This window comes from Pseudoalteromonas sp. SA25, assembly GCF_011378705.1.
GTDB classification, from domain to species: Bacteria; Pseudomonadota; Gammaproteobacteria; order Enterobacterales; family Alteromonadaceae; genus Pseudoalteromonas; species Pseudoalteromonas arctica.
In genome coordinates, this window is sequence record NZ_WTKV01000012.1 from 122788 (window position 1) to 144797 (window position 22010).

Genomic DNA, 22010 nt, shown 5'->3' on the forward strand with positions numbered 1-22010 from the left:
AACTTATAACTTAGAAATATCAAGCGCTTGCCAATGCGGAAAGTGCTTGCGTACTAAGCTGTTAAATTCAACTTCAAATTCGCTAAAGTTACTTTGCTGTGCTTGGCTTTGCAGTACTTGTTCAATCATGCCCGCACCAACCGTTAAGTTTGATAAGCGATCGATTAGTATAAACGAGCCTGTTTCGTGATTGCTGTGGTACTCGTCTGCCAAAATAGTTTCGGTTAGTTCAAGCGTTACAATCGCAATTTCGTTTAACTGCAGTGAGTCGTTAGTGCCGTGCTCAAGCGTGTTCACATCAATTGTGTAATCAATTTTTGTAACAATAGCTGAGGTGTTTTTGCTGCCTAGCTTTAGGTTATAGCTTTTACCTAATACTAATGGCGACTCATGCATCCACACAATTTTAGCTTGCAACTGGTTAGTAACAACGGCCGTAGAATTTGCAGGCACTATTACGTCGCCTCGGCTAATATCAATTTCGTTATTTAGGGTAACGGTAATTGCTTGGCCTGCTTCGGCGCTGTCTAGGTTGCCATCAAAGGTAACAATTTCTTTAATGCTTGATGTTTTACCCGATGGTAATACTTTTATAGCATCGCCTACGTGTATCTTGCCTGATGTAAGTGTGCCTTGAAAACCACGGAAGTTTAAATTAGGACGCACGACATATTGCACCGGTAGGCGCGCTTCAAAGCCTGTATCTGTTTCGGCTGCTGGCGAATCTTCTAGTAATTCAAGTAGCGGCTTGTCAGTGTAATACGGTGTATGAGCAGATCGCGTTACTACGTTGTCGCCTTTAAGCGCCGACATAGGCACAAACTTAATGTTTGATACGTTAAGTTGCTCAGCAAATTTAAGGTAATCGGCCTTAATTTTTTCATACACGGTTTCGTCAAAATCAACGATATCCATTTTATTAACGGCAACAACAAACTGCTTAATGCCAAGCGAGTCACAAATAAAGCTGTGGCGCTTGGTTTGTACTTGCACGCCGTAACGCGCATCAACCAAAATAATGGCGACATCACTTGTTGATGCACCCGTTACCATGTTGCGCGTGTATTGCTCGTGCCCAGGCGTGTCGGCAATAATAAATTTACGCTTAGCCGTTGAAAAGTAACGGTACGCTACGTCAATGGTAATACCTTGCTCACGCTCAGCTTGTAAGCCATCAACCAATAATGCAAGGTCAAGATCTTCACCTGCATTACCTACTTTTTCGTTATCTTTATGAAGGGCAGCTAGCTGATCTTCATAAATTTGGTGGCTGTCGTGCAGTAGGCGGCCAATCAATGTTGATTTACCGTCATCTACGCTGCCACACGTAAGCATACGCAATAAGCTTTTGTCTTGTTGGCGTGCTAGGTAGGCGTCTATGCCTATTTCTTTTACTTCGTTAAATGTATCGTTATTTTGGCTAGACATTAAAAATACCCCTCACGTTTTTTCTTCTCCATTGAGCCTGCTGAATCATGGTCAATAACACGACCTTCACGTTCAGATGACGTAGATAGCAGCATTTCCTCGATGATTTCGGTTAAAGTACTTGCTGTTGACTCAACTGCACCGGTAAGTGGGTAGCAGCCTAGTGTACGAAAACGTACAGATTTCATTTGCGGTACTTCACCCTCATTAAGTGGCATACGCTCATCGTCAACCATAATTAGGGTGCCATCGCGATCAACAACAGGGCGCTCTTTTGCTAGGTAAAGCGGCACCATGTCGATGTTTTCTTGATAAATGTATTGCCAAATATCAAGCTCAGTCCAGTTAGATAACGGGAAAACACGAATGCTTTCGCCCTGATTAACTTGGCTGTTATAAGTGTTCCAAAGCTCAGGACGTTGGTTTTTAGGGTCCCAACGGTGGTGTTTGTCGCGGAACGAGTAAACACGCTCTTTTGCGCGTGACTTTTCTTCGTCGCGGCGTGCGCCACCAAATGCAGCATCAAAACCATATTTGTTAAGTGCTTGCTTTAAGCCTTGGGTTTTCATTATGTCGGTATGTTTACCCGAGCCATGCGTAAACGGGCCTACACCCATTTCAATGCCTTCTGGATTTTTATGTACCAGTAGGTCAAAACCGTATTCTTTAGCTATACGGTCGCGAAACTCAATCATTTCACGAAATTTCCAATTGGTGTCTACGTGCAATAACGGAAACGGAATTTTTGCAGGGTAAAATGCTTTACGCGCTAAGTGCAAAAGTACCGACGAATCTTTACCAATAGAGTAAAGCATTACTGGGTTCTCAAACTCAGCGGCGACTTCGCGCATGATTTTGATACTTTCAGCTTCAAGTTGCTGAAGGTGAGTTAAAGCCATTGTTAGTCGTCCTACTAAAATGATTAAAAGTTACAAATTTAAAATTCGTTTATGGATTTGATACATCTGTTAGCGGCTGTGCAAAGCTGCTTGTTTGTTCGTTTTTCCCAAACCACGCTAGTTGCGAGTGCAGGGCGGCTACTTCACCAATAATGAGTAACGCAGGCGATATAATGCTGTTGCGTTCAATTAAGTCGGCAAGTTCGCCTAATTGGCCTGTTACTACACGCTGATTTTTGCGTGTACCGTTTTCGATAATGGCAACAGGTGTGTCGGCTTTGCGGCCATGTTTTAAAAGCTCGCTTTGTATGTGCGGCGATTTAATTACGCCCATGTAAATAGCAAGCGTTTGATTTGCTTTTGCTAGCGATTGCCAATCAAGTTCTTGGCCGTCTTTTTTACAGTGGCCAGTTACAAATTGAATGGCTTGTGCATGGTCACGATGCGTTAGCGGAATACCCGCATAAGCACTACAACCTGCAGCGGCTGTAATACCTGGTACAATTTGATAATTTACGTTGTTAGCAGCCAGTACTTGTACTTCTTCGCCACCACGACCATAAATAAACGGGTCGCCACCTTTAATGCGGCACACTTTTTTGCCTTGTTTAGCAAGGTCGACCAGCATTTGGTTGGTGTCGTCTTGAACAACACTATGATCGCCTAAACGTTTGCCTACACAAATAAGGTCAGCATCGCGGCGCACTAATTCCATAATTTCGTCAGACACTAAAAAGTCGTAAACGACGACGTCGGCTTGTTGCATAAGTTGTAGTGCTTTAAGTGTTAAAAGCTCTGGATCGCCAGGGCCTGCACCTACTATATATACTTCGCCTTCAGGTTCTGCTTTAGCATCTAGCATTTGCTCTAGTTGTTGCTGTGCGGCTTGAGTATCACCGGTTTGCACTTTACTCACGACAGATGAGTCGAATACGCCTTCCCAAAATTGGCGGCGGTCTGAAAAATGTTTAAAGCGTTTTTTTACTTTGTCTCTAAAGCCACCAACAAGTGTTGCAAGTGGACCAATATGATGCGGAATAAGGGTTTCGAGCTTTTCGCGTAAGCGACGTGCAAGTACCGGCGCTGTGCCTGCACTTGATATCGCAATCGTAATTGGGTCGCGGTCAACAATGGATGGAAATATAAACGTACATTTAGGTTGGTCATCAACCACGTTTACAAATACATTGCGGGCATTGGCAAGTTCAAATACGTTGTTGTTTACTTCATCGCGGTCGGTTGCTGCAATAACAAGCATTTTGCCATCGAGATGCGATTCATCAAAATAAGCATCAATAAGCGTTACTTCATTATTATGCGCATGCTCTTTTAGTTCGTCGCAAAACCAAGGCGCTACTAAAGTAACGCTCGCTCTCGCTTTTAAAAACGCGCGACATTTGCGTAATGCGACCTCTCCACCGCCAACAACCAATACTGGTTTGTTGTCGAGTTTGGTAAAGATAGGTAAATACTGCACGTTAATAAGACCCCTAAACAAATTCAAATATAAGAAAACGCTTTATTCTGATAAGCAGAATATAGCGGCTATCAATAAGTAAAAAATAATTAAAACCAAGTTGATATAACCAAAAGTTATAATAGGTGGGCTTTTTAGGCCTAAGAGTTAGTTAACAAGGGATTGCGCCGAGTTACAAGTAAAATAAACAGCTTATAGTGTTTGGTTATGAGCTATAGCGAGTTTGGTTTAATTTGTTAATATGGAGGCATATCAAATTTTGTACTTATACCAATTGCATTAAATTAGTGATCTATTATAGCGACGAGAAAATAGCTCAATAACAAGGCTAAAATTATGATGCATAGTTGTTCTATATAAATAATTTTTACCGTAGTTAGTGAGTTATTTAATACGCTAAAATGATTATGTTTTTAATAAAATTGGTATTACATAAGCAACGGAGCTCTAATGACACAACACCAAAAAGATGCCGCATTAGCAGTCGCACTGATGGATTTAACAAGCTTAAACACCAGCGATACAACCAAAAACATTCAAGCGCTTGTTGATAGTATAAACCCGACGCTGGGCACACCTGCTGCAGTATGTGTTTATAGCGACTTTGTTGATGATGCAAAAATAGCACTCGCAGCGCGTGAGCTTAATCACGTAAAAGTTGCAACAGTCACTAATTTCCCAACGGGTGATACACCACTGAGTGATGTAATTAACGAAACACTTATTGCTATAGAGCGCGGCGCTGACGAAATTGATTTGGTTATTCCTTACAAAAAACTCATAGCGGGCGATGTTCAAACAGTACTTAGCTATGTAAGCGAAAGTAAAAAAGCATGTGGGTCGCGCGCCCAACTAAAAGTAATAATAGAAAGCGGTGAGCTTAAAACTGAAGCACTTATAACGCAGGCTACTCAATTGGCTATTGAAGGTGGTGCCGATTTTGTAAAAACCAGTACGGGTAAAGTGGCCATTAATGCAACCCTTGAATCAACAAGAATTATGCTAACAGCCATTAAAAAATCAAATAAACGTGTGGGCTTTAAAGCTGCCGGCGGTGTTAAAACTGTTGCCGATACCAGTGATTATTTAGCGCTAGCACGCGCAATAATGGGTGATGATTATTTGCAAGCAAATACATTTAGATTTGGTGCTTCAAGCTTACTGAATGATGTTTATAAAACCTTAGGAAAATAACCAATATTTTAGGATTGTACATTTATATAACCGATTAAATTATTAGCAGTTTAAACAATAATGTAATTAATTAATTAGATTTTCCAATGTGGGTATCTTTTAGGCTTGTGTTAATGGACTGCGTAAGTATAATAGGCATCCACTTTGCAGGGGCGTAGTTCCAATTGGTAGAACAGCGGTCTCCAAAACCGATGGTTGGGAGTTCGAATCTCTCCGCCCCTGCCAGTCTTACTTGTTATTTGAGTAGTCTGAGATTAAAAACCGGTTTAAATTAAGTCTGTTTTTAAGTTTAGATTTTAATGGATTAACCCTGCCGTAGCGTAGGGTTGTTGTGTCTGTAGTTAAGGTAATAATATTATGAGCACGAATGTAGAAACACCATCAAGTGCGATGGAGTCAGTAAAGTGGTTAGTAGCAATCGCGCTACTTGCAGGCGCAGTTGTTGGTAATCACATGTATGCAGATCAATCTGTACTACTACGTGCTATCGGCGTTGTTGTTGCAATAGCGGCCGGATTAGCAATTGCCTCGCAAACATTTAAGGGACGTAACTTTCTTGCTTTCGCTAAAGAAGCTCGAATTGAAGTACGCAAAGTTATTTGGCCAACGCGCCAAGAAACTACCCACACGACATTAATTGTAATGGTTGCAACAGTGATTATGGCACTGATCCTTTGGGGATTAGATGGCATTTTATTCCGCGCTGTAGGCTTTTTAACTGGATTGGAGATCTGATCCCATGTCGGATGAGAACGAGAACAAAGAAATTAAGTTACGTTGGTATGTAGTACAAGCCTTTTCTGGTTACGAAAAGCGTGTAGCTCAAACGTTAACTGAACACATTAAAATCGAAGGCCTTGAATCGAGCTTTGGTGAGATACTAGTACCAACTGAAGAAGTTGTTGAGATGCGCGCTGGGCAAAAGCGTAAATCTGAGCGTAAATTCTTTCCAGGTTATGTATTAGTACAAATGGATATGAATGACGCAAGCTGGCACTTAGTGAACAGCACTGAACGTGTAATGGGCTTTATTGGTGGAACGTCTGATCGTCCTGCTCCAATAACTCCTAAAGAAGCAGAACGCATTCTTAATCGCCTTCAAGAAAATGCTGAAGCACCTAAACCTGCTACATTATTTGAACCAGGTGAAGTTGTTCGCGTTACAGACGGACCATTTGCAGATTTCAGTGGTGTAGTTGAAGAAGTTGACTACGAAAAGAGCCGCGTAAAAGTATCTGTACTTATTTTTGGTCGTTCTACGCCAGTTGAGCTTGAATTCGGTCAAGTTGAGCAAGATAAGTAATTGATTAAAAAAGCTTCGCTAATTTTTATTTAAATTTTGGCATGAAGCTTGAAAAAGGCCGCTGATTAACTTATAATCAGCGGCCTTTTTGTATTAAGGTAAAATTTATTTTTACTGTGCAAAAAGTACGAAACCAATTTTTAAACTGGGAAGCCGTTAGAGTACGCGTCCTCGCGCGCACAAGGCTGAGACCCACCAAATGAGGTATTTATAATGGCTAAAAAAGTTGAAGCTCTAATCAAGCTACAAGTTGCCGCTGGTATGGCTAATCCTAGTCCTCCAGTAGGTCCTGCACTAGGTCAACACGGTGTAAACATCATGGAATTCTGTAAAGCGTTTAACGCACGTACAGAGTCTATCGAAAAAGGCGCTCCAGTTCCTGTAGTGATCTCTGTTTACGGTGACCGTTCATTTACGTTCGACATGAAAACGCCACCTGCTGCTTACTTACTTAAGAAAGCTGCTGGTATCAAGTCAGGCTCAGGCCGTCCTAACACTGATAAAGTAGGCACAGTAACTCGTGCTCAACTTGAAGAAATTGTTGAGACAAAACGAACTGACCTTACAGCTGCCGATATGGACGCAGCGGTTCGCACTATCGCAGGTTCTGCGCGTGCGATGGGCTTGAACGTAGAGGACTAAGAAATGGCTAAATTAACTAAACGTATGCGTACTATCCGCGAAAAAGTGGAAGTAACAAAAGATTACGAAATCAATGAAGCAGTTGCTCTTTTAAAAGAGTTAGCGACAGCTAAATTCGTAGAAAGTGTTGACGTTGCCGTTAACCTTGGTATCGATGCTCGTAAATCTGATCAAAACGTTCGTGGTGCTACTGTACTACCTAACGGTACTGGTCGTGACGTTCGTGTTGCTGTATTCACACAAGGCGCTAATGCAGAAGCTGCAAAAGAAGCCGGTGCTGAATTAGTAGGCATGGAAGATCTTGCTGAACTAGTTAAAAAAGGCGAGATGAACTTTGATGTTGTTGTTGCATCACCAGACGCTATGCGTGTTGTTGGTCAACTAGGTCAAATCTTAGGCCCACGTGGTCTAATGCCAAACCCTAAAACTGGTACTGTAACGCCTAACGTTGCAGAAGCAGTTAAAAATGCTAAAGCAGGTCAAGTACGTTACCGTAATGACAAAAATGGCATCATCCATACTACTATTGGTAAGGTTGATTTCACTGCAGAGCAATTACAACAAAACCTTGAGTCTCTAATTGTTGCGCTTAAGAAGGCTAAACCTTCTCAAGCTAAAGGTGTTTACTTGAAGAAAGTAACTATCTCTACAACAATGGGCGCAGGCGTTTCTGTAGACCAAAACACTTTAAGCACAACTGTAGCTTAATCAGTGTTTACATGGCGTGAAATTTGTACTATAATTTCGCGCCATTTTGTTGATTAATTTATTAATTGGCAAAGTAAAGAATTCGGGTTGAAGTCCATAATTTCGTTAAGCCTTCGGGGTTAACGATAAATTGGGCTTCCGTCCAAGACCGTAGGTGGCTTCGGCCTTAATATTCACCTACGTAGACGGTGTAGACCCCAGATAGATTTTTCCTAATCCTTCTGGCTCTCGCCGTAAAAAGCATCTCTACCTTGTTTGGTAGGGAAGAGTAGAACAGGGGAATCCGATAATCGGTATCCCCATTAAACCAGGAGTAACACCCATGGCTTTAAATCTTCAAGGCAAAAAAGCAATAGTTGCTGAAGTCAACGAAGCAGCCAATGGTGCTCTATCTGCAGTTGTTGCAGATTCTCGTGGTGTAACAGTTGGCGCAATTACTGCCCTTCGTAAAGAAGCTCGTGCAAATGGTGTTTGGATGAAAGTTGTCCGTAACACTTTAGCAAAACGTGCTCTTGAAGGAACAGATTTTGAGTGTCTTTCTGATTCATTTGTTGGTCCAAGCTTAATTGCTTTCTCATCAGAGCACCCAGGTGCTGCTGCGCGTATCTTTTCAGATTTCGCGAAAAAGAATGAGAAATTCGAGCTTAAAACGGCCGCTTTTGAAGGAAATGTTGTTGATGCAGCAATGCTTGCTACATTACCTACATACGATGAAGCTGTTGCACGCTTAATGAGTGCTATGAAAGAAGCGTCTGCTGGCAAATTGTGTAAAACAATTGAAGCAGTACGTCTACAGAAAGAAGAGCAAGCTGCTTAATTTTAAGCTGTTTAATCTCACTTTCGGTGTAAAATTTATTTGGACGTAATGTCCGTTAATTATTAGGAAATTTGTAATGTCTGTATCTAAAGACCAAATCCTTGACGCAATTGCTGAAATGTCAGTAATGGACGTTGTTGCTCTTATCGAAGCAATGGAAGAAAAATTCGGCGTAACTGCTGCAGCTGCAATGGTAGCTGGTCCAGCTGCTGAAGCTGCTGAAGAGAAAACAGAATTTGACGTAATCCTTACTGGCGCTGGCGCTAACAAGGTTTCTGCAATCAAAGCTGTTCGTAGCGCAACTGGCCTTGGCCTTAAAGAAGCGAAAGCTCTTGTTGAAGCTGCTCCTACACCTGTTAAAGAAGGTGTATCTAAAGAAGAAGCTGAAGCACTTGCAAAAGATCTTACTGAAGCTGGTGCTGAAGTTGAGGTTAAGTAATTTAGCTTTTGCTAAGTTCGCTGCCTGAGAAATCAGGCAAGGGCTGGTGATTATTTAATCACCGGCCTTTTTGCGCTATAGAGTGATGCACTCTTTTAGTTCAAATAAAATCTGATTTTTTCTTTACTTTCAACGCTTTATAGTTTGCTAGTGTTAAAGTGGGATCTAATTAGAACAACAGTTAAATGTTGTAAAATCTTGGCATAGCTGCCAGTTAAGTCTGTTCTTACAAGAACAGGTCGGGTCAAAGATCAGCAAGCTGAGGAACCCCATGGCTTACTCTTATTCTGAAAAGAAACGTATCCGTAAGGATTTTGGTAAACGTCCACAAGTTTTGGATATACCTTTTTTACTGTCTACACAGTTAGAATCGTTTAAAAAATTCTTAGTGCCGGACGCTGATGGCGATCATGGTTTGGAAGCTGCCTTCCGTTCTGTGTTCCCTATTAAAAGCTACTCGGGAAATTCTGAGCTTCAATACGTAAGTTACCGTATTGGTGAGCCAGTTTTCGATGTAAAAGAATGTCAAATTCGCGGTGTGACTTATTCTGCTCCACTTCGCGTGAAACTGCGTCTTGTTGTTATGGACAAAGAAGCACCAGGCACAGTTAAAGACATTAAAGAGCAAGAAGTTTACATGGGCGAAATTCCGCTCATGACAGATACCGGTACTTTTGTAATCAATGGTACAGAGCGTGTTATCGTTTCTCAGCTACACCGTAGCCCTGGTGTATTCTTTGATAACGACCGCGGTAAAACCCATTCATCGGGTAAAGTATTATATAACGCACGCGTTATACCTTACCGTGGTTCATGGTTAGACTTCGAATTTGATGCAAAAGATAACTTATATGTACGTATTGACCGTCGTCGTAAATTACCGGCGTCTATCATCCTACGTGCACTAGAGTATTCTAGCGAACAAATCCTAGATATGTTCTTCGATAACACTACGTTTGAAGTAACGAATGGTAAAGTTCTTATGGAACTTGTACCTTCGCGTTTACGTGGTGAAACTGCCGCTTTTGATATCAAGAGCGAAGACGGTGAAGTATTTGTTGAAAGCGGTCGTCGTGTTACGGCTCGCCACATCAAGAGCATCGAAAAGAAAGGCATTAAGCAATTAGAAGTACCACATGAGTACATCATTGGCCGTATTGTAGCTAAAAACTATGTTGATGAGTCAACTGGTGAAGTTATTGCAAATGCAAATGACGAGCTAACTCTAGAGCTAATGGCTGAATTGGTTAAAGCCGGTTACACTAAAATTGATACGTTATATATCAATGAAGTGGACAGCGGTGCTTACATGTCAAATACATTAAACATTGACTCTGCAAGCAGCCGTTTAGAAGCACTAGTAGAAATTTACCGCATGATGCGCCCAGGCGAGCCACCGACGAAAGACGCGGCTGAAGCCTTATTCCAGAACTTGTTCTTCTCTGAAGAACGTTATGACTTATCTACTGTAGGTCGTATGAAGTTCAATAGCCGTGTTGGTTACGATACAGACACAGGCCCTGGCACATTAAGCAAAGAAGACATCGTGTCTGTTATGAAAGTATTAATTGCTATTCGTAACGGTCAAGGCGATGTTGATGATATCGATCACTTAGGCAACCGTCGTATACGTAGTGTTGGCGAAATGGCTGAGAACCAATTCCGTGTTGGTCTAGTACGTGTCGAACGTGCTGTACGTGAGCGTTTAAGCTTAGGTGACCTTGACGCGATAATGCCACAAGATCTTATTAACGCTAAGCCTATTTCGGCAGCTGTTAAAGAGTTCTTCGGCTCGTCTCAGTTATCACAGTTTATGGACCAAAATAACCCACTATCAGAAGTTACGCATAAACGTCGTATCTCTGCATTAGGTCCGGGCGGTCTAACTCGTGAACGCGCAGGCTTTGAAGTACGTGACGTTCACGTAACTCACTATGGTCGCGTATGTCCAATCGAGACTCCTGAGGGTCCAAATATCGGTCTAATTAACTCGTTGTCTACGTACGCACGTACAAATGACTACGGTTTCTTAGAAACACCTTACCGCAAAGTGGTAGACGGTGTTGTAACTGATGAAGTTGATTATTTATCAGCCATTGAAGAAGGTCAGTTTGTTATCGCACAGGCGAACTCAAACTTAACTGAAACCAATGAGTTTGTTGATGAACTTATCCCATGTCGTCACAAAGGTGAATCTACCTTTATGGGTCGCATGGACCAGCAGTATATGGATGTATCACCACAACAGGTGATTTCTGTAGCGGCAGCACTTATCCCGTTCCTAGAACACGATGATGCTAACCGTGCATTGATGGGTTCAAACATGCAACGTCAAGCAGTACCAACATTGAAAGCGGATAAGCCGTTAGTAGGTACTGGTATTGAGTTAACACTAGCGAAAGATTCTGGTGTAACTATCGTTGCTAAACGTGGTGGTGAAGTAATGTATGCTGACGCAAGTCGCATCGTTGTAAATGTACATGAAGAAGAACGCATTCCTGGTGAAGCGGGCATCGACATCTACAACTTAACCAAATACACACGTTCAAACCAAAATACATGTATTAACCAAAAACCAACTTGTATGGTTGGCGAACCGGTTACTCGTGGTGACGTGTTAGCAGATGGTCCTTCGACTGACTTAGGTGACTTAGCCCTTGGTCAAAACCTTCGCGTGGCATTCATGCCATGGAACGGTTATAACTTCGAAGATTCAATCTTGTTATCAGAGCGCGTAGTTGAAGAAGATCGTCTAACGACTATCCATATTCAAGAACTACAGTGTGTTGCCCGTGATACTAAATTAGGTCCAGAAGAGATCACTGCAGATATCCCGAATGTGGGTGAGTCTGCGCTAGGCAAGCTTGATGAATCAGGCGTTGTATATATTGGTGCTGAAGTTAAAGGCGGCGATATCCTAGTAGGTAAAGTGACTCCTAAAGGCGAGACACAGCTTACACCTGAAGAGAAGCTACTGCGTGCTATCTTCGGCGAAAAAGCGTCTGACGTTAAAGACAGCTCTTTACGTGTACCAAATTCTGTAACTGGTACTGTAATTGACGTGCAAGTTTTCACCCGTGATGGTGTTGAAAAAGATAAACGCGCGTTAGAAGTTGAAGACATGCAGCTTCGCGAAGCGAAGAAAGACTTCAACGAAGAGTTCCGTATTTTAGAAGCAGGCGTTTTAGACCGTGCACGTAAGCTACTTATAGCTGCTGGTTTTGATGAAGATAAACTTGCATCTCTAAATGCTGAAAAAGTACTTACGCAAAGCCTTGCTGAAGAAGACAAGCAAGCTGAGCTTGAGCAGCTTGCTGCACAGTACGATGAACTTAAAGCTGAATACGATAAGAAGTTTGAAAACAAACGTCGTAAAATTACCCAAGGTGATGACTTAGCACCAGGCGTACTTAAGATTGTTAAAGTATACCTAGCTGTTAAACGTCGTATCCAACCGGGTGATAAAATGGCGGGTCGTCATGGTAACAAAGGTGTTATCTCGACTATCGTACCAGTAGAAGATATGCCTTACGATGACAAAGGTCGTACGGTAGATATCGTATTGAATCCACTAGGTGTACCATCACGTATGAACATCGGTCAGATCCTTGAAACACATATGGGTCTTGCTGCACGTGGTATCGGTGAACGTATTGAAGAGATGATGAAAGAGCAACGTGAGCTTCATGAGCTACGTGACTTCATCAAGCAAGCATACGAAATTGGCGAATCTCGCCAAGTTGTAGATATTGCTAGCTTCACTGATGACGAAATTCGTCGTCTAGCTGAAAACTTAAAAGGTGGTTTACCAATAGCTACTCCTGCATTTGATGGCGCGAAAGAAAGCGAAATCAAAGACATGCTTGAGCTTGCGGGCTATCCTCGTAGTGGTCAGGTTACACTTTATGATGGCCGTACTGGCGATCAGTTTGAACGTCAAGTAACTGTTGGTTACATGTACATGCTTAAACTTAACCACTTGGTTGACGATAAGATGCACGCACGTTCTACTGGTTCTTACAGCCTTGTTACTCAGCAGCCGCTGGGTGGTAAAGCACAGTTCGGTGGCCAGCGTTTTGGTGAGATGGAAGTATGGGCACTTGAAGCTTATGGTGCTGCTTACACTCTACAAGAAATGCTAACAGTGAAATCGGATGACGTGAACGGTCGTACTAAGATGTATAAAAACATCGTTGATGGTAACCATAAAATGGAACCAGGTATGCCAGAATCGTTCAACGTATTGTTGAAAGAAATCCGCTCACTGGGTATCAACATCGAGTTGGAAGAAAATTAAGCCAATTAGATGCTGCAGTTAACGCTGCAGCATCTGTTACGGCTGAATAGAATGTAGGGACGAGATTATCCGTCCTCAAGATTAACTCCGACAGGAGAGCTAAGGTGAAAGACTTACTTAAGTTTCTGAAGCAACAAAATAAGACCGAAGAATTCGATGCAATTCGCATTGGTCTTGCTTCACCAGACATGGTTCGTTCATGGTCATACGGTGAAGTAAAGAAACCTGAGACTATTAACTACCGTACTTTCAAGCCTGAGCGCGATGGCTTATTCTGTGCCCGTATTTTCGGCCCAGTGAAAGATTATGAGTGTTTATGTGGTAAATATAAACGCCTTAAACACCGTGGTGTGATCTGTGAAAAGTGTGGCGTTGAAGTAACACTCACTAAAGTGCGACGCGATCGTATGGGTCATATCGACCTTGCGAGCCCAGTTGCACATATATGGTTTTTAAAATCATTACCGTCACGTATTGGCTTAATGCTAGATATGACGCTTCGTGATATTGAACGTGTTCTTTACTTCGAATCATTCGTAGTAACTGAACCTGGTATGACAACGCTTGAGCGTGGTCAGCTATTAGGTGAAGAAGAATACTTAGATTCACTAGAAGAGCACGGTGATGAGTTTGAAGCTAAGATGGGTGCTGAAGCAGTTTTAGACTTGCTTCGTGAACTTGATCTTGCTCAATTAATTGCTGAGATGCGTGAAGAGTTACCAACAATTAACTCTGAAACTAAGCGTAAAAAAATCACTAAACGTCTTAAGTTAATGGAATCGTTCCACCAATCAGGTAATAACCCTGAGTGGATGATCATGACAGTACTTCCAGTATTGCCACCTGATCTACGCCCATTAGTGCCATTAGACGGTGGTCGTTTTGCGACATCTGATCTAAATGACCTTTACCGTCGTGTTATTAACCGTAATAACCGTCTTAAGCGTCTACTAGATTTAGCAGCACCAGACATTATTGTACGTAACGAAAAACGTATGTTACAAGAAGCGGTAGATGCGCTACTTGATAACGGTCGTCGTGGTCGTGCAATTACAGGTTCTAACAAACGTCCTCTTAAATCTCTTGCTGATATGATCAAGGGTAAGCAAGGTCGTTTCCGTCAGAACTTACTTGGTAAGCGTGTAGATTATTCAGGCCGTTCTGTAATCACAGTTGGTCCTACACTTAAGCTTCACCAATGTGGTCTTCCTAAGAAGATGGCACTAGAGCTATTCAAACCATTCATCTATGGCAAATTAGAACGTCGCGGCATGGCTACGACAATCAAGGCTGCTAAGAAGATGGTTGAACGTGAAGTTCCGGAAGTATGGGATGTACTTGACGAAGTAATTCGTGAACATCCAGTATTACTTAACCGTGCACCAACACTTCACCGTTTGGGTATCCAAGCGTTTGAGCCTGTGCTTATCGAAGGTAAAGCGATTCATTTGCATCCATTAGTATGTGCGGCTTACAACGCCGATTTCGATGGTGACCAAATGGCGGTACACGTACCGTTAACAATCGAAGCGCAGCTTGAAGCTCGTGCATTGATGATGTCAACAAACAACATTCTATCTCCTGCGAATGGTGAGCCAATCATCGTTCCTTCACAGGATGTTGTATTGGGTCTTTATTACATGACCCGTGACCGCATTAACGCTAAAGGCGAAGGCGCGATATTTAAAGATCCAAAAGAAGCAGAAAAAGCATACCGCAGTGGCAATGCAGACCTTCACGCAATTGTGAAAGTACGTATTAGCCAATCAGTTAAAAACGAAGACGGCGTAGTAGAAGATACTATTACTGTTATCGATACAACTGTTGGTCGTGCGATTCTGTCTCTAATTTTACCTAAAGGCATGCCGTTTGCGTCAATCAACCAGCCACTAGGTAAAAAGCAGATTTCTGGCTTATTGAATGAGTGTTACCGTCGTCTAGGTCTTAAAGATACAGTTATCTTTGCTGACCAAGTTATGTACACCGGTTTCCATTATGCAATGAAGTCAGGTGTTTCTATCGGTATTGATGACTTAGTTATCCCTCCGGTTAAAGCACAGATAATTGAATCAGCTGAAGCTGAAGTTACTGAAATCAACCAACAATTCCAATCAGGTCTTGTAACGGCTGGTGAAAAGTACAACAAAGTTATCGATATCTGGTCACGTGTAAACGAAAACTTATCACGTGAGATGATGTCTAACTTGTCGAAAGACACAGTTATCAATGCACAAGGTGAAGAAGTAGAGCAACCGTCATTTAACTCAGTGTTTATGATGGCCGACTCAGGTGCTCGTGGTAGTGCTGCACAGATTCGTCAGTTGGCGGGTATGCGTGGTCTAATGGCACGTCCAGATGGTTCAATCATCGAGACTCCAATCACAGCTAACTTCCGTGAAGGTCTAAACGTACTTCAGTACTTCATCTCAACGCATGGTGCGCGTAAAGGTCTTGCCGATACAGCACTTAAAACAGCAAACTCGGGTTACCTAACGCGTCGTCTAGTAGACGTTGCACAAGATTTGGTAATCAATGAAGATGACTGTGGCACAGAAGATGGCTTAACAATGAAACCGCTTATTGAAGGTGGTGATGTTGTAGAAGCACTTCGTGAACGTGTTCTAGGTCGTGTTGTTGCTGAAGATATTGTGATTCCAGGTACTAATACAGTGCTTGTTGAACGTAATATCATGCTAGACGAAAAACTGTGTGATCTTTTAGAAGAGCATTCAGTAGATGAAGTTCGTGTACGTTCTGTTATCACTTGTGATAATGACTTTGGTGTTTGTGCTAACTGTTATGGTCGTGACCTAGCACGTGGTCATATCATCAACGCTGGTGAATCAGTGGGTGTTATCGCGGCACAGTCAATCGGTGAGCCGGGTACACAGTTAACAATGCGTACCTTCCACATCGGTGGTGCGGCATCTAGAGCGTCTGCAGAAAATAATGTACAAGTTAAAACTAACGGTACATTAAAGCTTCATAACTCTAAGTACGTATTAAACACAGACGGTAAGATTGTTATTACCTCTCGTTCTACGGAAATTACTATCATTGATAGTCATGGTCGTGAGAAAGAGCGTTATAAAGTACCTTACGGTGCGGTATTAACAGTGCAAGACAATGCTGAAGTTCTAGGTAACGATATCGTTGCTACTTGGGACCCGCATAGTCACCCAATCGTTCTTGAGCATAAATCAAAAGTATCGTTCAGCGATATCGATGATTCAAATACTGAAGCACAGACTGATGAGCTAACTGGTTTAACCCGTGTAGTTGTAAAAGATCTTGCTAAAGTAAATACGAAAGAACCAAAGCTTATCATCGAAAGTGAAGAGCGCGGTCTGCAAGAAACACGTCTTCCTTCATTCACGACGATTGAAGTTATTGACGGCGTTACAGCAAACCCAGGTGACGTGTTAGCACGTATTCCGCAAGAAGGTTCGAAAACCCGTGATATCACGGGTGGTCTACCACGCGTAGCCGACTTATTTGAAGCTCGTAAGCCAAAAGAACCAGCTATATTAGCTGAAGTAACTGGTACAATTAGCTTCGGTAAAGAGACTAAAGGTAAGAAGCGTTTAGTTATTACTCCAGCTGAAGGTGATCATTACGAAGAGATGATTCCTAAATGGCGTCAACTTAACGTGTTTGAAGGTGAGCAAGTGTCTAAAGGTGAAGTTATCGCCGATGGTCCTGAATCACCGCACGACATCTTACGCCTACGTGGTGTGACTCATGTTGCTAACTATATCGTTAACGAAGTGCAAGAGGTTTACCGTTTGCAAGGCGTTAAGATCAATGACAAGCACATTGAAACAATTATCCGTCAAATGTTACGTAAATGTACCATTATGCACGGCGGTGATACTGACTTCTTAGCCGGTGAACAAATCGAAGTGGCGCGCGTTAATATCGCAAACCGTGACCTTGAAAAACAAGGTAAGATACCAGCTAAGTTTGAAATCCAGTTAATGGGTATCACAAAAGCATCACTAGCAACAGAATCTTTCATCTCTGCAGCGTCTTTCCAAGAGACAACACGTGTTCTTACAGATGCGGCAGTGAATGGTAAGAGCGATGAGCTTCGCGGTCTTAAAGAAAACGTAATTGTGGGTCGTTTGATCCCAGCCGGTACCGGTTTTGCGTATCATCAAGAACGTATGGCTCGCCGTAAACAAAGCAAAGTAGTAGTAGAAGAGCAAACAGTAAGTGCAGAAGAGGCAACTCAAGCACTTACAGACGCTCTAAATGCTGATTTGTCTGGAAATCAATAAACTGTTCTTAATCAATAGATTAAGTGATCGCAAGTCAGTTATATGCTGTCTTGCGGTTAGTTTAGGTTGACAGGTTAAACTTTGCTCATTAAAATTCCGCCACCCATTTACTTGTGTGCTTAATGCAGGCTCGTAAATAAAGGGCGGATTTTTTATTTTTTTCAGTAGTAATTTTAATTTCAGGAGCTATTTAAATGGCAACTATTAACCAGCTAGTGCGTAAGCCACGCCGTAGCAAGGTTACGAAAAGTAACTCAGCTGCACTAAAAGCGTGTCCGCAAAAGCGCGGTGTATGTACTCGCGTATATACAACTACACCTAAGAAACCAAACTCGGCGTTACGTAAAGTAGCACGTGTACGTTTAACTAACGGTTTCGAAGTAACTTCATACATTGGCGGTGAAGGTCATAACCTTCAAGAGCATAGTGTAATCCTAATCCGTGGTGGTCGTGTTAAAGATTTACCAGGTGTGCGTTTTCACACTGTTCGTGGTGCACTTGACTGTGCAGGCGTTAGCGATCGTCGTCAAGCTCGTTCTAAATACGGTGCAAAACGCCCTAAAGGCTAATTGTTTTCCGTTAGTAAGGCCAAGCACTAAATATTTATAATTATTGTTTTGGGTGATTGACTCGAAAGAGCAAACCTGAATAAACCGGAGATACAAAATGCCTAGAAGACGCGTAATCGGTCAACGTAAAATTCTTCCAGATCCTAAGTTCGGATCGGAACTTCTTGCTAAATTCGTTAACATCGTGATGTTAGACGGCAAGAAATCTACTGCTGAAAAAATTGTTTATGGTGCGCTAGACGTGGCTGCTGAGAAATCAGGCAAGTCGCACCTAGAAATCTTTGAAACTGCACTTGATAACATCCGCCCACAGGTAGAAGTTAAATCTCGCCGTGTTGGTGGTTCAACTTATCAAGTACCAGTTGAAGTACGTCCAGTTCGTCGTAACGCATTAGGTATGCGTTGGTTAGTAGACGCTGCACGTAAGCGTGGCGAAAAATCTATGGGCTTACGTTTAGCTCAAGAAATCGTTGACGCTTCTGATAATAAAGGCACTGCGGTTAAGAAACGTGAAGACGTTCACCGTATGGCTGAAGCGAATAAAGCATTCGCTCATTACCGTTGGTAATCTGTCTTTAACCTTTAAGAGGATCATATGGCACGTACAACTCCACTTGAGCGCTATCGTAATATAGGTATTGTCGCTCACGTAGATGCAGGCAAAACCACCACAACAGAACGTGTTCTGTTCTACACGGGTCTTTCTCATAAGATCGGTGAAGTACATGATGGCGCTGCAACTATGGATTGGATGGAGCAGGAACAAGAGCGTGGTATCACAATCACTTCTGCTGCAACAACGTGTTTTTGGAAAGGGATGGACGCTCAATTCGACGCCCATCGTATCAATATTATTGATACTCCAGGACACGTAGATTTCACTATCGAAGTAGAGCGTTCTTTACGCGTATTAGATGGTGCGGTAGTTGTTCTTTGTGCTTCATCTGGTGTACAGCCGCAAACTGAGACAGTTTGGCGTCAAGCGAACAAATACGAAGTTCCGAGAATGATCTTCGTAAATAAAATGGATCGCACGGGCGCTGACTTCTTAGCTGTGGTTAGCCAGGTGAAATCTCGTCTTGGAGCAACGCCTGTTCCAATTCAGTTGCCTGTAGGCGCTGAGGACGACTTTAAAGGTGTTATTGATCTTATAAAAATGAAAGTGATTAACTGGAACGAAGCGGACCAGGGTATGACTTTCTCTTATGAGGCAATACCGGCAGAACTTCTGGAATTAGCTGAAGAATGGCGCTCTCACTTAGTTGAAAGCGCTGCTGAAGCAACAGAAGAACTAATGGATAAATACTTAGAAGGTGAAGAGTTAAGTGAAGCAGAAATTAAAAATGCTTTACGCCAACGAACATTAGCTAATGAGATTGTTCCAGTTACTTGTGGTAGCGCATTTAAAAACAAAGGTGTTCAAGCTGTGCTTGATTGCGTTGTTGAATATATGCCCTCACCAGAGCAAGTGAAACAAATCCAAGGTATCTTAGAAAATGGTACTGAGGAAGAACGTCCAGCTAATGATAAAGCGCCGTTTGCTGCACTCGCTTTTAAGATTGCAACAGACCCGTTTGTTGGAACCTTGACCTTTTTCCGTGTTTACTCTGGTACTGTTAAACAGGGTGACACGGTATATAATCCAGTAAAAAGTAAGCGTGAGCGACTTGGCCGTATCGTACAGATGCATTCAAACTCTCGTGAAGAGATCAAAGAAGTTTTCGCAGGCGACATCGCGGCAGCTATTGGTCTTAAAGACGTAACAACAGGTGAAACACTGTGTGATCCGAATTCTATTATTACGCTTGAGCGTATGGAATTCCCTGAACCAGTAATCTCTATTGCGGTTGAGCCCCGCACTATAGCTGACCAAGATAAGATGGGTATCGCGCTGGGTAAACTAGCTGCTGAAGACCCTTCTTTTCGAGTACAAACTGACGAAGAATCAGGCCAGGTTATAATCTCTGGCATGGGTGAACTTCACCTAGATATCATCGTCGACCGTATGAAACGTGAATTCAGTGTTGAATGTAACGTTGGTAAGCCGCAGGTCTCATACCGAGAAGCTATTCGTTCAACTGTTAAGGTTGAAGGGAAGTTTATACGTCAGTCAGGTGGTCGTGGTCAATATGGTCACGTTTGGATTAAACTTGAACCGATGGATATTACGGATGATGAGTCACCAATTTACGAGTTCGTTAACGAAACCGTAGGTGGTTCTGTTCCTAAAGAGTTCGTCCCTGCGGTAGACAAAGGTATCCAAGAGCAAATGTCTCAAGGTGTACTGGCAGGCTACCCATTGCTTGGCGTTAAAGCGACTTTATATGATGGTTCATTCCATGATGTAGATTCGAATGAAATGGCATTTAAAATAGCAGGTTCACTGGCAATGAGAGATGGGGCGCTTAAAGCTAACCCTGTACTACTAGAGCCAGTAATGAAGGTTGAAGTACTCACTCCTGATTCAAATATGGGTGATGTAGTTGGCGACTTAAACCGTCGCCGCGGCATAATCGAAGGCATGGAAGATGCATTAGGTGGACTTAAGCAAATTAATGCGCAGGTTCCTCTTTCTGAAATGTTTGGTTATGCGACTGCTTTACGATCTGCAACACAGGGCCGTGCCTCATACTCTATGGAGTTTGTGAAGTACGCTGAAGCCTCTAAAAACGTTGCAGATACAATAATTTCAGCTCGCGCTGTTATATAATTTTAGCTTGTCTGGCTCAATAGTGAGTCAGGCTTTAATTTCTTTATTAGGAATTTTTTAAGATGGCAAAAGAAAAGTTTGAACGCGTAAAACCGCACGTAAACGTTGGTACAATCGGCCACGTTGACCACGGTAAAACTACACTAACTGCAGCAATCACTAACGTACTTGCAAAAGTATACGGCGGTGTTGCTAAAGATTTCGCATCAATCGACAACGCTCCTGAAGAGCGCGAACGTGGTATCACTATTTCAACGTCTCACGTTGAATACGATACTCCTTCACGTCACTACGCACACGTAGATTGTCCTGGTCACGCCGATTATGTTAAAAACATGATCACTGGTGCTGCTCAAATGGACGGCGCGATCTTAGTAGTTGCTGCGACTGATGGCCCTATGCCACAAACGCGTGAGCACATCCTTCTTTCTCGTCAAGTTGGCGTTCCTTACATCATCGTGTTCATGAACAAATGTGACATGGTAGATGACGAAGAGCTACTTGAACTAGTAGAAATGGAAGTTCGTGAACTTCTTTCAGAATACGATTTCCCAGGTGATGACTTACCTCTAATTGCTGGTTCTGCGCTTAAAGCGTTAGAAGGCGAGAAAGAGTGGGAAGATAAGATTGTTGAGCTTGCAAATGCACTTGATACTTACATCCCAGAGCCAGAGCGTGACATCGATAAGCCTTTCATTATGCCTATCGAAGACGTTTTCTCAATCCAGGGTCGTGGTACAGTTGTAACTGGTCGTGTTGAAGCTGGTATCATCCGCATCAATGACGAAGTAGAAATTGTTGGTATCAATGATACAACTCGTTCTACTTGTACTGGTGTTGAAATGTTCCGTAAGCTTCTAGACGAAGGTCGTGCTGGCGAAAACATCGGCGCACTTCTACGTGGTACTAAGCGTGAAGACGTTGAACGTGGTCAAGTACTAGCTAAGCCTGGTTCAATCAACCCACATACTACATTCACTTCAGAAGTATACGTACTTTCGAAAGATGAAGGTGGTCGTCATACTCCATTCTTCAAAGGTTACCGTCCACAGTTCTACTTCCGTACAACTGACGTAACTGGTGACGTACAGTTACCAGATGGCGTAGAAATGGTAATGCCTGGTGATAACATCAAGATGACAGTAACTCTAATCGCACCAATCGCGATGGATGAAGGTCTTCGTTTTGCTATCCGTGAAGGTGGTCGTACTGTAGGTGCTGGTGTTGTAGCAACTATCGTAGCGTAA

Annotated in this window: 16 protein-coding genes and 1 tRNA gene; 14 read left to right on the top strand and 3 right to left on the bottom strand. The window is 42.6% G+C overall.

Annotated features, from left to right (window positions below; translation table 11 throughout):
- Positions 1-3 precede the first annotated feature (3 nt).
- Genes cysN through cysG form a run of 3 tightly spaced genes read right to left on the bottom strand, consistent with a single transcriptional unit; the run spans position 4 to position 3804 of the window.
- Positions 4-1428: a sulfate adenylyltransferase subunit CysN gene (gene cysN, locus GQR45_RS11655; protein ID WP_165725992.1), complete on the bottom strand. Its 1425-nt coding sequence runs from the start codon at positions 1426-1428 to the stop codon at positions 4-6.
- Positions 1428-2327 carry a sulfate adenylyltransferase subunit CysD gene (gene cysD, locus GQR45_RS11660; RefSeq protein ID WP_007580110.1) on the bottom strand — a complete coding sequence of 300 codons (900 nt, stop codon included), beginning with the start codon at positions 2325-2327 and terminating at the stop codon, positions 1428-1430. Before cysD ends, cysN begins: the two co-directional genes overlap by 1 nt.
- Before the next feature lie 49 nt (positions 2328-2376).
- On the bottom strand, positions 2377-3804 hold the full coding sequence (gene cysG / locus GQR45_RS11665) for a siroheme synthase CysG (RefSeq protein ID WP_165725993.1): 1428 nt from the start codon (positions 3802-3804) through the stop codon (positions 2377-2379).
- A 450-nt stretch (positions 3805-4254) separates the two neighbouring features.
- On the opposite strand from cysG, the gene deoC reads away from it, so the two are divergent.
- The 14 genes from deoC to tuf all read left to right on the top strand — a co-directional run bounded on the left by deoC (position 4255) and on the right by tuf (position 22010).
- The gene (gene deoC, locus GQR45_RS11670; RefSeq protein WP_165725994.1) at positions 4255-4998 is read left to right on the top strand and encodes a deoxyribose-phosphate aldolase; all 744 of its coding nucleotides are present in this window, start codon (positions 4255-4257) and stop codon (positions 4996-4998) included.
- 148 nt (positions 4999-5146) lie between these two features.
- Positions 5147-5223, top strand: a tRNA-Trp gene (locus GQR45_RS11675).
- A gap of 132 nt (positions 5224-5355) precedes the next feature.
- Positions 5356-5733, top strand: coding sequence for a preprotein translocase subunit SecE (secE, locus tag GQR45_RS11680; RefSeq protein WP_002958877.1), 378 nt, complete (start codon positions 5356-5358; stop codon positions 5731-5733).
- Between the two features lie 4 nt (positions 5734-5737).
- The gene (nusG, locus tag GQR45_RS11685; RefSeq protein WP_007580122.1) at positions 5738-6301 is read left to right on the top strand and encodes a transcription termination/antitermination protein NusG; all 564 of its coding nucleotides are present in this window, start codon (positions 5738-5740) and stop codon (positions 6299-6301) included.
- A 213-nt stretch (positions 6302-6514) separates the two neighbouring features.
- The gene (rplK, locus tag GQR45_RS11690) at positions 6515-6943 is read left to right on the top strand and encodes a 50S ribosomal protein L11 (protein WP_002958879.1); all 429 of its coding nucleotides are present in this window, start codon (positions 6515-6517) and stop codon (positions 6941-6943) included.
- A gap of 3 nt (positions 6944-6946) precedes the next feature.
- Positions 6947-7651: a 50S ribosomal protein L1 gene (rplA, locus tag GQR45_RS11695; protein ID WP_007580124.1), complete on the top strand. Its 705-nt coding sequence runs from the start codon at positions 6947-6949 to the stop codon at positions 7649-7651.
- Positions 7652-7973: 322 nt separating this feature from the next.
- A complete protein-coding gene (gene rplJ / locus GQR45_RS11700; protein WP_024610769.1) occupies positions 7974-8468 on the top strand; it encodes a 50S ribosomal protein L10 in 495 nt (164 codons plus the stop codon).
- Positions 8469-8544: 76 nt separating this feature from the next.
- Positions 8545-8907 (top strand): 50S ribosomal protein L7/L12, encoded by a 363-nt coding sequence (gene rplL / locus GQR45_RS11705; RefSeq protein WP_002958882.1) that lies wholly within the window; start codon positions 8545-8547, stop codon positions 8905-8907.
- 271 nt (positions 8908-9178) lie between these two features.
- Positions 9179-13204: a DNA-directed RNA polymerase subunit beta gene (gene rpoB / locus GQR45_RS11710; protein ID WP_007580127.1), complete on the top strand. Its 4026-nt coding sequence runs from the start codon at positions 9179-9181 to the stop codon at positions 13202-13204.
- Between the two features lie 104 nt (positions 13205-13308).
- On the top strand, positions 13309-17484 hold the full coding sequence (gene rpoC / locus GQR45_RS11715; protein WP_007580130.1) for a DNA-directed RNA polymerase subunit beta': 4176 nt from the start codon (positions 13309-13311) through the stop codon (positions 17482-17484).
- Positions 17485-17678: 194 nt separating this feature from the next.
- Positions 17679-18053 carry a 30S ribosomal protein S12 gene (gene rpsL, locus GQR45_RS11720; RefSeq protein WP_002958885.1) on the top strand — a complete coding sequence of 125 codons (375 nt, stop codon included), beginning with the start codon at positions 17679-17681 and terminating at the stop codon, positions 18051-18053.
- Between the two features lie 97 nt (positions 18054-18150).
- Positions 18151-18621, top strand: a complete 471-nt coding sequence (gene rpsG, locus GQR45_RS11725) for a 30S ribosomal protein S7 (protein ID WP_010555004.1) — start codon at positions 18151-18153, stop codon at positions 18619-18621.
- Positions 18622-18648: 27 nt separating this feature from the next.
- Positions 18649-20763, top strand: coding sequence for an elongation factor G (gene fusA / locus GQR45_RS11730; RefSeq protein WP_007580132.1), 2115 nt, complete (start codon positions 18649-18651; stop codon positions 20761-20763).
- Positions 20764-20825: 62 nt separating this feature from the next.
- Positions 20826-22010 (top strand): elongation factor Tu, encoded by a 1185-nt coding sequence (tuf, locus tag GQR45_RS11735; RefSeq protein ID WP_024589451.1) that lies wholly within the window; start codon positions 20826-20828, stop codon positions 22008-22010.